The following is a 13708-nucleotide window of genomic DNA, read 5'->3' on the forward strand; positions in this document are numbered from 1 at the left end:
TGATTTATTCACGGTATCTCATCCGCTAACAAGTAGCGGAATGACGATTTATCAGCAATCTAAGTCATACCGTGATTCATTCGCGGTATCTCTTAGCATAGATCCCGCTAACAAGTAGCGGAATGACGAATTACTATACCACCGCGAACCGTCATACCGCCGTGGTATCTCTTAGCATAGATCCCGCTAACAAGTAGCGGGATGACGAATTATAGCTCTTCTCATAATAATCCAAACAAGTTAAGATATGGATTTATGGTAGTGGGGTTTGTATGCCAGCAGCGTATAGTTACGATTTAAGGAAAAAAGCAATGGAGGCATTGGATGAAGGAGAAAGTAGAGCAACTGTTGCAGAGAGATTTAAAATTGGAAAAACGACTCTATATGAGTGGCAGAAAAGGCGTAAGGAAACGGGAGATTTTCAGTCAAAAAAGCCTGGAAGCGTAGGATATAACCATAAAATTACTGACTGGAATGTTTTTACCAAATTTGCAAAAAACCATGGTGGCAAAACTCAGTCAGAGATGGCTAAACTCTGGGGTAATATCAGTCGACAAACGATTCACCGCGCACTTAAAAATATTGGATTTACAAGAAAAAAAGACCTACGGATATAAAGAAAGAAATGAAGGAAAGCGAGCTCAATTTTTAAAGGTTATAGCAACAAAACGTCATGAAAATCTTGTATATATTGATGAATCTGGAATAGATAATACAGAAGACTACCCATACGGATATTGCAGAAAAGGAGAGAGGTTTCATTCATTAAAATCAGGTAAAAAAACTCAGCGTGTCAGTATGATTGCAGCTCTAAATAAAAGGAAGATCATTGCTCCATTGACCTTTGAAGGATACTGCAATAAGGATGTTTTCGAGGCTTGGTTTGAGCAGTTTTTAACTCCAATTTTAAGGTCTGGCCAAACTGTAATTCTTGATAACGCTACATTCCATAAATCTAAAAAAATAGATAATCTTGCTAGAGGAGTTGGTGCTGAAATTCTTTATCTTCCTCCATATTCTCCAGACTTTAACGAAATTGAGCATAATTGGTTTGCTATAAAGAATAGAGCTAGAAAAAATATCCCTATTTTTAAGTCTTTCCGTCAAGCTGTTGATTCTGCTTTTTTATTCTGACTATTATGAGAAGAGCTATACTATACCACCGCGAACCGTCATACCGTGATTTATTCACGGTATCTCATCCGCTAACAAGTAGCGGAATGACGGTAAACCTAGATTACTTTAGCTATAATTATTAAGCTGCACCTGCTGGATTTGGTGATTGACTATTAAGAAATTCTGCTCTAGCTTCGGTAAAATCTGGTGAGGGTTTTGAAAAAAACGCAGTTTTTATTGCACAGTATGCGCAATATAATGCAACAGCAGCAGTACTTACTGTAAAAATGGCAAACCCGATTTTATCTGCTTTTCTGAAATCTCCAACTGCAGCCTCAAGTGCGCAGCAGATACTAAAAAGCGAAAAATCACTATACCACCAGAGTATAGTAACACCGTATCACGATCAACGGCACCAAATAGCTGCCCAACTTTACTGTTGTGTTCAGCATAATCTACTGGTCTTTTATTGTAATGATCTTTTAAGTCTGGGTTAGCGCCTTTCCTCAACAGCAATTTTGCAATTTCAACACGATCGTGACTTTTATCTTCAAATGAGTAATGCAACAGTGTTTTACCTTGACTATCTTTTGCATTAGGGTCAGCACCTTTATTTAAAAGTGATTCAGTAACTTTGTGGCAAGAAACGCCATCACTATTATTAATAACATAGTGTAATGATGATTTACCTTCTCGATCTCTTGTATTAGGATTAGCACCATGCTCTAAAAGCAAAGCTATGATCTTAACTCTTGACTCATTCTTATAACCTGTATATCTTAATGCAAAGTTCAATGGTATACTGCCACCAGTACCTTCTGTATTCAAATAGTTAAATTTATCATCATTTTTTACTGTCTTCAGCAACAACTTCAGAAAATCTAGCTCATTACTGTTAATAGCTGATATTACAAGATCCGAAAAAGCTTCTGCTTGACTATCGGTAAGCGATTTATATGCCTCGATCTGCGTTTTTAATACATCTGAGTTTTTTTCACTATCAAATAATTTCTTTCTGGCTTTAGAGATAACGTCATGGCTATCTGTTAGTTCCAAAATTTTTAAAGCTTCTTCTTTATTCATGATCATTACCCCTGCTAATAGTGTTGAAGTTTAGTATAACCCAAAATTTCAAAAAGCAAAGCTTTTTATGTTAAACTGCATCCACTGCGCAATCCCATAACTGTACAAACATTGTAATTTATCTCCATCTAGGAAAGGGTGTCATCCCAGTGCCCCTATGATGTCATCCCAGTGCCCAGACACTGGGATCTAGTTTTCCATAAATGGTGCATTTTAACATAACTTTTATACTTGATAAAATTCCTGGATTCCAGCATCAAGTGCTGGAATGACACCTCTCTTTGAGCTATAAACATTAAGAAATTTACCAAATGAAAAAAAAAGGCAAAAGAAGCCCCGAGTAGCGAGTTTTGACTCTATATTACTGTAAGTGGCGCTGTAATAATGTGCTAACGCTTAAAATAAGCGCGATTTGGCTGAATGTAGAAAAAATAAAAAAGACATGCAGCCGCTATAATTTTATGTAATCCGCCAATAAATACCCTAAGTTTTTTACTGAATTTTGTCATTGAGCCTGCAGGTCAAAAACAAGTTTTGAGTCATAAATACCCTTATTGTCATGATAAGGGAGCTGGCGGAGTTTGTCAAGTCGTTTTTCGTTTAATCCGTTTCTATGAGCTACTTGGATGACGAGGAAAGAGCACTTACATATTTATGGCAACCTCATTACCTGCGCTCAAACAGTTTTTCAATATCACTGAGTTTCATTTCTATATAAGTTGGTCTTCCGTGGTTGCATTGCCCGGAATATGGAGTTTTTTCCATTTGTCTCAGCAGCTCATTCATCTCCTCTAACCTCATTTTCCTGCCTGCTCTAATTGATCCATGACAAGCGATAGTAGCCAATATCTTGTTCACTTTGTCTTCTACTGGCAATGTATCTTCTATTTCCGTTAATCTACCCACTATATTAATTAGCATCTCTTTCACATCTATTGCTCCCAAAATTGCAGGGATTTCTTTTACTATCACTTTATTCTCTGATTTGATTTCAATATCAAAACCCATTTCAAATAACTTATCTTTATAGATTTCAATCATCTCCATTCCAGCTTGATTTTTGATTTCAACCGTTTCAGGAAGAAGTAGTTTTTGTCTTTTTATACTTGATTTTTGTTTTAGGCATTCATATACTAATCTCTCGTGGGCTGCATGCTGATCAACTATAATCAATTTGTCTCTTACCTCGGCAATAATGTAAGTATTATAGACCTGACAGCGTGCAAACCCGAGCGGGTGGCTCTCTATCAAATCAACTTGCTCTAACACCTTTTTTTCTAGAACCATAATTTCCGCTTGTGATGGGGATTTCTGTATGCCGGTATAATCAAACGATTTTGACTGTTCTGATAAGCCTTTTGCTTTTTCATTTGGAGAAGCAAATTCTTTTATTAGTTGATTTTCAAAAGGACTTGGCCTTCTTTCATAAAATTCATTTTGAACATCAGATTTATCAAAAGGATCTGATAATGAACCTTTCAAAAAACCCTCTATTGTATTAGTAGTTTTCTGGTCACTAGCTGGAATGACATCAAAGGTGCCTATCCTTCTTGACAATGCTTTGATTAATCCTCTTGTCACTATCTCATATATGAGCTTCTTATTCTGAAACCTTACTTCTGACTTATTTGGATGCACATTTACATCTACTTGATCATAAGGTATCTCTAAATGTAACGCTGCAAAAGGATACCTATCGCTTGGAATAAAATCATGATATGCATACCTAACCGCACCAATAAGTAAATTATCTTTAATTGGCCTTCCATTAACAAATGTATAGATCTGAGTTGACTTACCACGATTGACGGTTGGCTTACAGATGTGTCCCGTAAGTTTGATGCCGTCTTCTTCTTCATTGACCTCCAAAGAATTGCCCTGAAATTCTTCTTCTACTTCACACAATCTATGAAATAACGAAGTCTGCTTAGCGTATTTTAAGAGCTTTTTATTACCTGAAGTGAGAGTAAACCCTATATGGTAGTTAACCATTGCTAGGTTGTTTACAATATCAACAATGCTTTGAGTTTCTGCTCTTTCGGTTTTTAGAAATTTTAGTCTATTTGGGGTAGCGAAAAACAAATCTCGTACTTCAATATGTGTCCCTTGTGATAAAGAGTAAGGAGTTAGCTCCCCCATCTTTTCTCCACCCTCATAACTTATAGACCATGCTTCACTTGCTCCGCTTGCTTTAGACGATAATTTTATCCTACTTACTGCTGCTATTGAAGGCAGAGCTTCTCCTCTAAAGCCAAGATGCTTGATTTCTATCAACTCACTATCGCTCAATTTTGAAGTAGCATGGCGCATAAACGCAAGTTCTAAATCGTTTTTTTCTACTCCGTTACCATCATCTGTCACAATAATAAGGTTACGCCCACCACTTTCTATTTTGATCTCTATTTCTAAACTTCCAGCATCTATTGCATTTTCCACTAATTCCTTTACTACACTTGCTGGCCTTTCTATCACCTCCCCCGCTGCTATACGGTTTATGGTTTTTGTGTCTAGAAGGATTATTGCCATAGATTTATTATGAAACTGGTTTTTCTTTTACTTCTTTGGTCTGTCTCTCTCTCCACTTTTTTAACCTACCTGCAATTTCACTGTTGGAAATTGACAATATAGATACGGCGGTAATGGCAGCATTATATGCTCCATTTTCTCCTATAGACATGGTTGCAACTGGAACACCCTTTGGCATTTGAACTATAGAGAGTAGACTGTCCAGCCCATTTAATTGTTTACTATGCACAGGAACGCCGATAACTGGTAAACAAGTTAATGACGCAACCATACCAGGTAAATGAGCTGCACCTCCTGCACCAGCTATAATAACCTTGAAACCTTCTTCTTGTGCAGATTTAGCAAAATTGAAGAGCCTTTCTGGTGTTCTATGTGCAGATATTATGAATATGTCATGTGAAACTTCTAATGCTTTTAGCATATCGACGGTATGGACCATAGTGGTGTAATCTGACTCACTTCCCATAATAACAGCAACATCTTTTTTTATTTTTGTCATATTCAACACAATTTTACTTACTAACTAAATAGTGTTCCAGCTAAAAAGCAACAAATATTTAAGTTATATTATAAATATAGTATATAGAATTCTCGTTAAAATAGAAATTTTAAAAATTTAAATAAATATCTATGTTAAGATATAGAGATATAAACTTCTTATGTAAGATAAATTTATAAAATAATTATTTTTGTATTTCAAGCTTTGTAATTTTAGCTTGTTCTTTCTGTAAATGATTTTTTCAGAGAGGCTGATGGTAAAATGGTAATTTAAAATTACTAGAAATTTGATTGAAATATTAATATACAATCAACTTAAAGTTTTAAATTTGATATCATATAATTATTGACAAGTTATATGATATTAATATCTTGGTATATTAAATATTATGCTGTAATATTTAATAAAGTTAATTGATATGTGAGTGTAAGAATTATGGAAATAATATCGTTAAATAACTTAGACAGTGCAGCAATAAAAACAAAGTTGCTTTATATAATAAATAAAATTATAGAAAAAAATGCTTGGACTCAGGCTTTTGCAGCTGAGAAATTTGGTATTGATCAGCCAAAGGTATCACAAATTAAAAATGGTAAAATAGATGGTTTTTCTTTAGAGCGATTGTTAGGATTTCTAAAAAAACTTGATCATGAAATAACAATCACGATGACAGAAAGCCAAGAAATAAAATCTGAGGCAGAAAAAGTAAAACATGAAGTTGAATCGCAATAGATACAAAGTTGACAACTTGTTTTTTGTGATATAGTATAAAACTTATTAAGGTAGTATCTTATGGCTGAGTCTATTGTAGAAAAGTGTACAGAACAGGTAAGTAACCGTTTCAAATTGGTTCTATTGGCAAGTCAAAGAACACATGATTTAAATACAGGAGCAAGTAATCCAGTTCAAACAGTTCAGTTTAAAGACCATAAAAACACCATAGTTTCCTTATATGAAATAGCAGAAAAACAGGTGGATACTCATGAGCTATTTAACCTTTTGGTAGGTAGATGCAAGGAGTACATGAAAGGAAATATGAATAATGTTTACAGCAGTAATACAAGTAAGCTAGCGAATTTATTAAATTTTTCTGATGGTCAATTTAACACAGATCTTGATGCAAGTCAAGAAAGCCAAGATTATGAAGTGGATGGTGAAATAAATGATCAAGATGGCGATGAAGAAGTATCCGTTTAGAAATCTACTGAAGTTACATAGTCTTTAAATGCTTCACATTGCTATCTATACACTGTTGTTCTGTATGAGTATAATGTTGTGCCGCATAGTGTCTAAGTCAAGTGATGTGTACAATAAGGTTTTAGCGTTCAATAATTTCTCAACGCAAGTAGTTGTACTCATAACAGCAATATCAATCATTCTGAATAATTTTTTTTTAATTGATATAGCATTGTTGTATGCTAGCGTTAGCTTTATATCAACTATAGCACTAATGAGATTAATGTTGTTTTAATAATTTATGATAGGATCCGTTCTTATATTTTTAGGCATTTGTTCAGTAATCATTTCAAGTGTGGGAGTAATTAGATTTCCTGATTTCTATACTAGGTTACATGCAGCAGGTATTACAGATTCTAGCGGTGCAACGCTATTGTTAATTGGTTTTGCTTTGCAGAATGGATTTTCAATCAATACTGTTAAAATAATATTATTAATTCTTATAATATGGGTAGCTATCTCAACTAATGGCTATATTTTAGCGCGCACTTATTATAAAGTTAAGAAAAAAACTGTTAAAGAAGGTTAAGGTGTTAGAAATATTAAATGTAGTGCTACTTTTGTTGTTACTAACAGTTACGGTTTTTATAGTCTTCTCGCGACATTTAGTCGTAAGTGCTGTTCTAATGTGTGTATTTAGTTCACTTATTGCGCTTATATACTTAATTATGAATGCACCTGATGTTGCAATTACTGAAGCTTCTGTTGGTGCAGGGCTCAGTACGATTTTTACGTTTGCAGCACTCTCCTTGATAAAGAATCATAAAGTAAATCTATCTCATAACCCTATAACGCTTTTTTTTATGTTATTTCTGGCTGTATGTTTGTCATATTTTATGATTCAATTGCCAGATTTTGGCAGCCACAATGCTCCGATCCACTTGCATGTTGCTCCTTATTATGTGGAAAATACCGAAAAAGCTACCGGTATTCCTAATATAGTGACAGCTGTTTTGGCAAGCTTTCGTGGTTATGACACGTTTGGAGAAACTATAGTAGTTTTTACTGCTGCGCTTTGTATAACGTTGATATTAAAAGAAGAAAAAGACAATGATTAAAGATCCGATATTAAATGCAGTAACATTTTTGATGATACCTTTTATCATTTTATTTGGTTTATACATACAATTTCACGGTGATTACACTCCGGGTGGAGGTTTTCAAGCAGGAATAATTATTGCCTCCGGGATAATATTATATTCAATGCTATTTGGTGTATCTACAACTCTAAAAGCAATACCTTATTCTGTGATTAGATTGACTAACGTGTTAGGTATTTTAATTTATGGAGGAACGGGCGTTGCAACAACTTTACTTGGCCAAAATTTTTTATCTTATGATATCTTGTCAGCCAATAATAGAACCGGTCAAAAATTGGGTATTTTTTTGGTGGAATTAGGTGTAGCATTTACTGTCTGCTCCTCTATGTTAATTATATATATGAATTTTGCTCGTAGGAAAAAACAATGACTTTATATAATTATACGATTATTATTGTATTAATGGTGCTAGGTTTATATATTATTATAAACGATAAAAATTTAATCAAGAAAATGATAGGGGTAAGCGTCTTCCAAGCATCTGTTTTGTTGTTTTACATATCTCTAGGATATATAAAAAGTTCTTTGCCTCCTATATTGGTTTCAAATTTTTATTCATATAGCAATCCTATACCTCATGTTTTAATGCTTACTGCTATAGTGGTTGGAATTGCAACATTTTCAGTTGGATTGTCCATAGCAGTAAAAATGGAAGAAAAGTATGGAACAATTGATCAAGACAAGTGTACATAAATTAACAGTATCTTAAACTATATGAAGTAACGAATAGCCACAAGTTAAAAGTAAAATTATAGACTTGCTCGTTGTAAGTTTATTTGTTAATAAGAAATAAAATTATAAACTATAAAGGTAATGATGTCAACTATTAATGATGCAGAAGATAAGAAAAAAGTTATCAGAGATCTTGTAACTAAAAGTATAAAAAAAGGTGGTTTTGTCACCTTTGATGATATAAATGATAAATTATCAGATGAAAATTTTTCGTCTGATTTTATAGATGATGCTATATCTTTATTGCAGGATTCCGGAATTAATGTGCTTGAAAGTAGCGAAGATGAAGAAGATATTCCTTCCAACAGTGATGATAGTAAACTTGATGATGATGACATATCGCCAAATATTACTGCAACTTTAGTACAAAATGATGATCCAGTGAGGATTTATTTACAAGACATGAGCTCTGTAAAGCTTTTGTCAAGGGCAGATGAAATCGAGATAGCAAAAAAAATTGAATCTGAAAAGCATAACATGTTACGTACAATAATTGAAACATCAGTAACATTAAAGGTGATAAAAGTATGGCGTGATGATTTAAGTAGTGGAGCTCTCTTACTGAGAGAAATTATAGATCTGGATGCAATTTATAACTCTGACTTTAATGTGGTACCCAAAGAAGAGAGTGAAGAAAGTGCTGAAGATGTTGAGGATTCTGAGGATGTTTCTGAAGATGCTGAGTACTGTAGTGATGATGAGAAAGATAGTAAAAAAAGTGATGATGAGAAAGACGGTGATAATGAAGATATAAATTCAGCGAATTTAAATGTTTCTATTCTTGAAATGGAAAGTGACTTATTGCCAAAGGTCATAGTTGCATTGGATGAGATAATTACTTTAACAAATGAAGCATTGGTATTAAGAAAAAATTCTAAAGATTCCTCTGATGAACTAGAGAATTTATATAGTCAAATATGGTCTATAGCATTACAAATTAAGTTAAGTGATGCTGCTGTTGCCAGAATTACACAAGAACTTTATAAGATAAATAGATCCATCACGCTTGAAGAGGCTAATCTTATTGCTGAGGCTAGAAAATACGATATCGATAGAGAAAGTTTCTATAAAGTTTATGATGACGTGCTTTTAAAGCACGAATTGAAAAAGATAATTCTTTTAAAGATCAATGAAAATCAGTCCTCTTTTACAGGTGAATTAAAAAACAAATTTTTAAGGTTTATAGACGATAACTCTGAACATATAGCTAGTACTTTGAACGGTATTAAGCAGCATATACAGGAAGATAACGTGCAAGAATTTAAGGAGCTAATCAGGAGAATACAAAAACACGAACGAGAAGTCTCTGAAGCAAAGCAAGAGATGATTAAGGCTAACTTAAGGCTAGTAGTTTCCATTGCTAAGAAGTATTCAAAAAGAGGCCTTGATCTGCTTGATTTGATACAAGAAGGCAATATTGGTCTTATGAAGGCCGTGGATAAGTTTGATTACAAACGTGGATATAAATTTTCAACTTATGGCACTTGGTGGGTAAGACAATCAATCACTAGGGCAATACCTGAGCAGTCTAAAGTAGTTAGAATACCAGTTCATATGGTAGAAGTTATCAGTAAAATCAACAGAGCATTAAGAAAAATGACTCATGAGATGGGAAGAGAGCCGACGTTAGAGGAATTAAGTGTAGAACTGACAATGCCACTGGAAAGAATACGCAAAGTTATGAAAATAGCAAGGGACCCAGTAAGTCTTGAAGCTCCAACAGGAAAGGATGATAGTAGTACCTTCGGTGATTGTATAGAAGATAAGCGAGTCTCCAGACCAGAGGATGCTGCAATACTTGCTGACTTGCGTGGCATTACAACCAATGTTCTTGCAACTTTAACACCAAAGGAAGAAAGAATTCTAAGAATGCGTTTTGGCCTTGGTAAAGATGGGAAGGAGCATACCTTAGAAGAAGTAGGAAAAATTTTTAATGTAACACGTGAGAGAATTAGGCAAATAGAGGCAAAAGCACTGCGCAAGTTGAAACATCCAAGCCGCGCTAGAAAACTTAGAGGGTTCTTTTAAGTATACGTGTCAAGTTAAGAAGAAGCTGATTTTGCCCGGAAAAAGTGGAGAAAAAGTCAGAGCGTTTTTAAAATAAAACGTTTTTTCAAAAAGGTATGATATGAAGGAAATGCACAATAAAGTTTAAAATGGGGGTTGTAAAAAAGTTGCACCGCTATTTTTTTTTATGAATCTAATGAAACAACATGCTAATCTACGGTAAATATTATGACAAACAAAAATGACAATTCTAATTCAAAGTATAGAAATTTTTATGTTCTGGGTGATAGTTTATCCGATAATGGCGCAATCATTGGAATTTTAAATAACTTATCCTTTGCAAAAAGCGTAAAGTTTGATGACCCTTTTATCAAGGAGGATCTTTTAGCAATGGCCCCACTGCTGTTGAATATGTAGCAAAATATTTAGATTTAGACGAATTTAAACCTGGGTGGAGTTATTCATTTTTTGGGAAATGCCACGAACAGCAAGGTCAAAACTATGCAGTTTCATGTGCAACAGCATCTGAAATTTTTGACCCTATTTTTTATTATTTCTTCAATAAATTTCGTTTAGCTAACCAGCTAGATGCGGTAATTAAACATCATCCAGATATAGGTAAAGAAGATTTATTTTGCATCATAATCGGCGGAAATGATGTTATGGTTGCCACTGCTTATGACGATACTAAAGCGGAAGAAGTGTTGGAACAAGCAGTGAGTGAAATATGTAATGCACTTAAGGTTCTAAATGAACATGGTGTTAAGCATGTAGTTGTTGCAAACGCACCTGAAGTTGGCTCAATACCAGCTTTTAATAGAGATGAAGAAGCAAGGGAACTAGCTACGAAGCTCACAGAGAGTTTCAATGCAAAATTGGCTAATGGCTTAGATTATATGAAGAAAAGTACAAATCTTGAAATAAAAGCATTTGATCTTAACTCTAAAATGAAAAGTATGCTTAGCGAATACAAGAGCAAAGGTTTAAATTGTCAAGATGCATGCACATCGAACATTGCAGACCAAATTGGGAGATTTAAAGAAAATATAAAAATACTCTTAAAGTTGATATTTAAAGGGGAACTTGACGTTCACTATAACCCTGGGTGTAGCGAAGAAACACTAAAGGATTATTTCTTTTTTGATTATTTCCATCCAACTGCAGAACTTCATCATGAAGTTGGTAATGAAGTGTATGAGTTGATTTGACACAGTTTTTTGAACATTCCCTAGATCCCAGTGTCCCTATGATGTCATCCCAGTGCTTGACACTGGGAACCAGAAAAGTTTGCTTGTGAACAAGCAAACTAGCACAGAAAGTGATTACAACATTTTCGATGAGATTATATGGAAAACTGGATCCCAGTGTCTGGGCACTGGGATGACATCGTTTACTATGTGCCATATTGCAATGTTCGTACAGCTGTGAGTCACGCACTTTGCTTCAATATTTGCACATTAGCCACTCCTCTGAACAGATACAGTCAGTTTAGCTATAACTTCCTAAGTTTGCTCACAATCTCTTGACTTGACCATATGTTTTTTTCCCAAATGTTACTATCTTCCTCCTTTTCCTTTCTCAATTTGTGCAACCATTTCCTTAACACTTACTTGTGTGGAAGGAGGATTTTTGCTGACATGAGATTTTGGATCAGATTTTGCTGTTATGTGTTTCGTTGCAGATCTTTTATTCTCTGTTAGAAATGAATGAGATTGTTTTTTCTTCACACCGATATCCGCTTGTGCTGCTGGGGTAGTTTTGCTTGATTTTGCTCAAATTTTTCTTTTAATGCCTTTACTTTACTGCCCATCTCGCGATTAGCTCCTCCTTTCATAGTAGCTGCTGCTACTTTTGGTATCGCCTTACCAGCAGCTTTTTGTGCTGATTTCCTATTGTCTTGATTTTCAGATTTTAGTGGTACTGTAGGTTTACTTTCAGCTGATTTTTTAAGAATTACTTCTACTACTTTTGGCTCTGTGCTTACTTTTTGATCAGCACGGCTTAGATTTTTAGGCTTTGGCGGTACTGCAGGTTTATCTTTGACTACCACTTTCGATTCTTGTCTAACTTCTTGACCAGTAGTAAACATTTTTTTTGGCACTTGCGATGCTCTTGGTGGTTTTGGTAGTACGAGGGATTGAGGTTGTTGTTTCTGCTTACGTTTTCTTTTTGCCTCTATATGTTCTTTAGAAACTGTTGCATAAATTGGCTCTTCTTTGGGCGATTTTGAACTCTGCGAATTTTCTATTAAAATTTTACTCTTCTTCTCTTGATAATTTGATATGTCTTCATATTCATGCTCTTCATTTAATAAACTTCCATAGCCTAAATCTTCTCTCTGCTCATATAAAGGATTTTCCTTTTGCTTTTTCTCTTGATAATGTGATATGTCTTCATATTCATGCTCTTCATTTAATGAACTTCCATAGCCTGAATCTCCTGCTTGTAGATCATATAAAGGATTTTCTTCTTGCTTTGACGCTGTTCTATCCTCTAAGTTCACTCTATACAATCTATGTTCCTCCTGATTTTTTTTACTTTGCTCTAAATCTGAAATTTTCTTTAAAACATTTAGGTATTCGAATGTTATTTTTTCAGCAAGACTGGGCAATTTATCATTAGCAAAATTTCTTATATCGTTATCCTGAATTGAAGCATCTTTTCCCAAGATTTTATTAAATGTTTCCTTGAATATTCCAAAAAAACCTGATGGCTTTTTGTTCACCGGTTCTATATAATTATTCAAGTCACTACATATAACAAACTTAGCTACATCTTCTGCCTTATCTGTAAAACTCTCTAATGTCTGGGATAAATCTCTCACTGTTTTATTATATTGTTCACCAATATTTTTCAGCTTTATAGCTTCTATCAAGGAGTCAAGATTTTTTTTATAGTTCTCACTTTTAAATGGATCATTCATACTAATTACAGCTCATTATTTATTAAAATATAGATCTAAAATATTAAGATCTAGTAAATATTACTTTTGTAATTCATGTAGAACTATAACTATAATAAGTAATACGTCATACCGCCGCGGTATCTCTTAGCCGCTAACACGTAGCGGGATGACGAATATACCGCCACGAACCGTCATGCCACCGCGAACCGCCATACCGCCGCAGACCGTCATACCGCCGCGGTATCTCTTAGCCGCTAACACGTAGCGGGATGACGGTTGTCGTTTAGCCATAAATATTTAAGAAATTTACCAAACGAAAAAAAAGGCAAAAGAGGCCCTGGTCATTGTCTATTTTCTGTATTGGCGTTTTTTTAAGTCTTAAACACTGCAATTTAGCTGCTTTTAAGTGCAGCTCACCTTAGTTCAAATGTTTAAGAAATTTACTAAGCAGAAAAAAAGGCAAAAGAAACCCCGTGTTAGCTAGTTATCACTCTCTAATCCTGC

The 13708-nt window shown here is 34.4% G+C and carries 17 protein-coding genes and 1 pseudogene; 12 read left to right on the forward strand and 6 right to left on the reverse strand.

Annotated features, from left to right (window positions below; all coding sequences use genetic code 11):
- Positions 1-272 precede the first annotated feature (272 nt).
- Positions 273-1134 (forward strand): IS630 family transposase gene (locus tag ACFZP3_RS07465; RefSeq protein WP_386086489.1). Its coding sequence is split into 2 segments (ribosomal slippage): positions 273-598 and positions 597-1134, totalling 864 coding nucleotides; the frame shifts between segments, so codons are not numbered across the junction.
- Between the two features lie 258 nt (positions 1135-1392).
- Here ACFZP3_RS07465 and ACFZP3_RS07470 read toward each other — a convergent pair.
- From ACFZP3_RS07470 to purE, 4 genes are all read right to left on the reverse strand, one after another.
- Positions 1393-2205, reverse strand: a complete 813-nt coding sequence (locus tag ACFZP3_RS07470; protein WP_386086943.1) for an ankyrin repeat domain-containing protein — start codon at positions 2203-2205, stop codon at positions 1393-1395.
- Between the two features lie 149 nt (positions 2206-2354).
- The gene (locus ACFZP3_RS07475; RefSeq protein WP_264736007.1) at positions 2355-2495 is read right to left on the reverse strand and encodes a hypothetical protein; all 141 of its coding nucleotides are present in this window, start codon (positions 2493-2495) and stop codon (positions 2355-2357) included.
- A gap of 370 nt (positions 2496-2865) precedes the next feature.
- Positions 2866-4725, reverse strand: a complete 1860-nt coding sequence (mutL, locus tag ACFZP3_RS07480; protein WP_265017345.1) for a DNA mismatch repair endonuclease MutL — start codon at positions 4723-4725, stop codon at positions 2866-2868.
- A gap of 7 nt (positions 4726-4732) precedes the next feature.
- Positions 4733-5224, reverse strand: a complete 492-nt coding sequence (purE, locus tag ACFZP3_RS07485; protein WP_253307285.1) for a 5-(carboxyamino)imidazole ribonucleotide mutase — start codon at positions 5222-5224, stop codon at positions 4733-4735.
- A gap of 435 nt (positions 5225-5659) precedes the next feature.
- On the opposite strand from purE, the gene ACFZP3_RS07490 reads away from it, so the two are divergent.
- The 11 genes and pseudogenes from ACFZP3_RS07490 to ACFZP3_RS07540 all read left to right on the forward strand — a co-directional run bounded on the left by ACFZP3_RS07490 (position 5660) and on the right by ACFZP3_RS07540 (position 11727).
- Complete coding sequence (locus ACFZP3_RS07490) at positions 5660-5956, forward strand: helix-turn-helix domain-containing protein (protein WP_386086942.1); 297 nt, start codon at positions 5660-5662, stop codon at positions 5954-5956.
- Between the two features lie 60 nt (positions 5957-6016).
- Positions 6017-6421 carry a DNA-directed RNA polymerase subunit omega gene (rpoZ, locus tag ACFZP3_RS07495; RefSeq protein ID WP_386086941.1) on the forward strand — a complete coding sequence of 135 codons (405 nt, stop codon included), beginning with the start codon at positions 6017-6019 and terminating at the stop codon, positions 6419-6421.
- A gap of 28 nt (positions 6422-6449) precedes the next feature.
- Positions 6450-6695: a monovalent cation/H+ antiporter complex subunit F gene (locus ACFZP3_RS07500; protein WP_082860906.1), complete on the forward strand. Its 246-nt coding sequence runs from the start codon at positions 6450-6452 to the stop codon at positions 6693-6695.
- 6 nt (positions 6696-6701) lie between these two features.
- Entirely contained in the window at positions 6702-6989 is a 288-nt protein-coding gene (gene mnhG / locus ACFZP3_RS07505; RefSeq protein WP_386086940.1) for a monovalent cation/H(+) antiporter subunit G, read from the forward strand.
- A gap of 1 nt (position 6990) precedes the next feature.
- Positions 6991-7518, forward strand: a complete 528-nt coding sequence (locus ACFZP3_RS07510; protein WP_264688399.1) for a DUF4040 domain-containing protein — start codon at positions 6991-6993, stop codon at positions 7516-7518.
- A complete protein-coding gene (locus tag ACFZP3_RS07515; RefSeq protein WP_164224942.1) occupies positions 7511-7930 on the forward strand; it encodes a Na(+)/H(+) antiporter subunit B in 420 nt (139 codons plus the stop codon). Before ACFZP3_RS07510 ends, ACFZP3_RS07515 begins: the two co-directional genes overlap by 8 nt.
- Positions 7927-8253: a cation:proton antiporter subunit C gene (locus ACFZP3_RS07520; protein ID WP_253307288.1), complete on the forward strand. Its 327-nt coding sequence runs from the start codon at positions 7927-7929 to the stop codon at positions 8251-8253. The genes ACFZP3_RS07515 and ACFZP3_RS07520 overlap by 4 nt, the downstream gene beginning before the upstream one ends.
- A 123-nt stretch (positions 8254-8376) precedes the next feature.
- Positions 8377-10320 (forward strand): RNA polymerase sigma factor RpoD, encoded by a 1944-nt coding sequence (gene rpoD, locus ACFZP3_RS07525; protein WP_386086939.1) that lies wholly within the window; start codon positions 8377-8379, stop codon positions 10318-10320.
- Positions 10321-10527: 207 nt separating this feature from the next.
- On the forward strand, positions 10528-10716 hold the full coding sequence (locus tag ACFZP3_RS07530) for a hypothetical protein (RefSeq protein ID WP_386086938.1): 189 nt from the start codon (positions 10528-10530) through the stop codon (positions 10714-10716).
- Positions 10717-10733: 17 nt separating this feature from the next.
- Positions 10734-11507, forward strand: a pseudogene (locus tag ACFZP3_RS07535) (SGNH/GDSL hydrolase family protein); the annotation flags it as partial.
- Positions 11508-11559: 52 nt separating this feature from the next.
- Entirely contained in the window at positions 11560-11727 is a 168-nt protein-coding gene (locus ACFZP3_RS07540) for a hypothetical protein (RefSeq protein ID WP_265017346.1), read from the forward strand.
- 128 nt (positions 11728-11855) lie between these two features.
- Here ACFZP3_RS07540 and ACFZP3_RS07545 read toward each other — a convergent pair whose 3' ends face one another.
- The gene (locus ACFZP3_RS07545; RefSeq protein WP_353286839.1) at positions 11856-12026 is read right to left on the reverse strand and encodes a hypothetical protein; all 171 of its coding nucleotides are present in this window, start codon (positions 12024-12026) and stop codon (positions 11856-11858) included.
- Complete coding sequence (locus tag ACFZP3_RS07550) at positions 12023-13222, reverse strand: hypothetical protein (protein WP_386086937.1); 1200 nt, start codon at positions 13220-13222, stop codon at positions 12023-12025. The genes ACFZP3_RS07545 and ACFZP3_RS07550 overlap by 4 nt, the downstream gene beginning before the upstream one ends.
- Positions 13223-13708: the final 486 nt, after the last annotated feature.

The sequence above is a fragment of the Wolbachia endosymbiont (group A) of Norellia spinipes genome, from assembly GCF_964273535.1.

Coding starts and splice junctions, on each gene's coding strand:
- ACFZP3_RS07470 (WP_386086943.1), bottom strand. CDS start 2,205: ATGATCATGAATAAAGAAGAAGCTTTAAAAATTTTGGAACTAACAGAT.
- ACFZP3_RS07475 (WP_264736007.1), bottom strand. CDS start 2,495: ATGTTTATAGCTCAAAGAGAGGTGTCATTCCAGCACTTGATGCTGGAA.
- mutL (WP_265017345.1), bottom strand. CDS start 4,725: ATGGCAATAATCCTTCTAGACACAAAAACCATAAACCGTATAGCAGCG.
- purE (WP_253307285.1), bottom strand. CDS start 5,224: ATGACAAAAATAAAAAAAGATGTTGCTGTTATTATGGGAAGTGAGTCA.
- ACFZP3_RS07490 (WP_386086942.1), top strand. CDS start 5,660: ATGGAAATAATATCGTTAAATAACTTAGACAGTGCAGCAATAAAAACA.
- rpoZ (WP_386086941.1), top strand. CDS start 6,017: ATGGCTGAGTCTATTGTAGAAAAGTGTACAGAACAGGTAAGTAACCGT.
- ACFZP3_RS07500 (WP_082860906.1), top strand. CDS start 6,450: ATGCTTCACATTGCTATCTATACACTGTTGTTCTGTATGAGTATAATG.
- mnhG (WP_386086940.1), top strand. CDS start 6,702: ATGATAGGATCCGTTCTTATATTTTTAGGCATTTGTTCAGTAATCATT.
- ACFZP3_RS07515 (WP_164224942.1), top strand. CDS start 7,511: ATGATTAAAGATCCGATATTAAATGCAGTAACATTTTTGATGATACCT.
- ACFZP3_RS07520 (WP_253307288.1), top strand. CDS start 7,927: ATGACTTTATATAATTATACGATTATTATTGTATTAATGGTGCTAGGT.
- rpoD (WP_386086939.1), top strand. CDS start 8,377: ATGTCAACTATTAATGATGCAGAAGATAAGAAAAAAGTTATCAGAGAT.
- ACFZP3_RS07530 (WP_386086938.1), top strand. CDS start 10,528: ATGACAAACAAAAATGACAATTCTAATTCAAAGTATAGAAATTTTTAT.
- ACFZP3_RS07550 (WP_386086937.1), bottom strand. CDS start 13,222: ATGAATGATCCATTTAAAAGTGAGAACTATAAAAAAAATCTTGACTCC.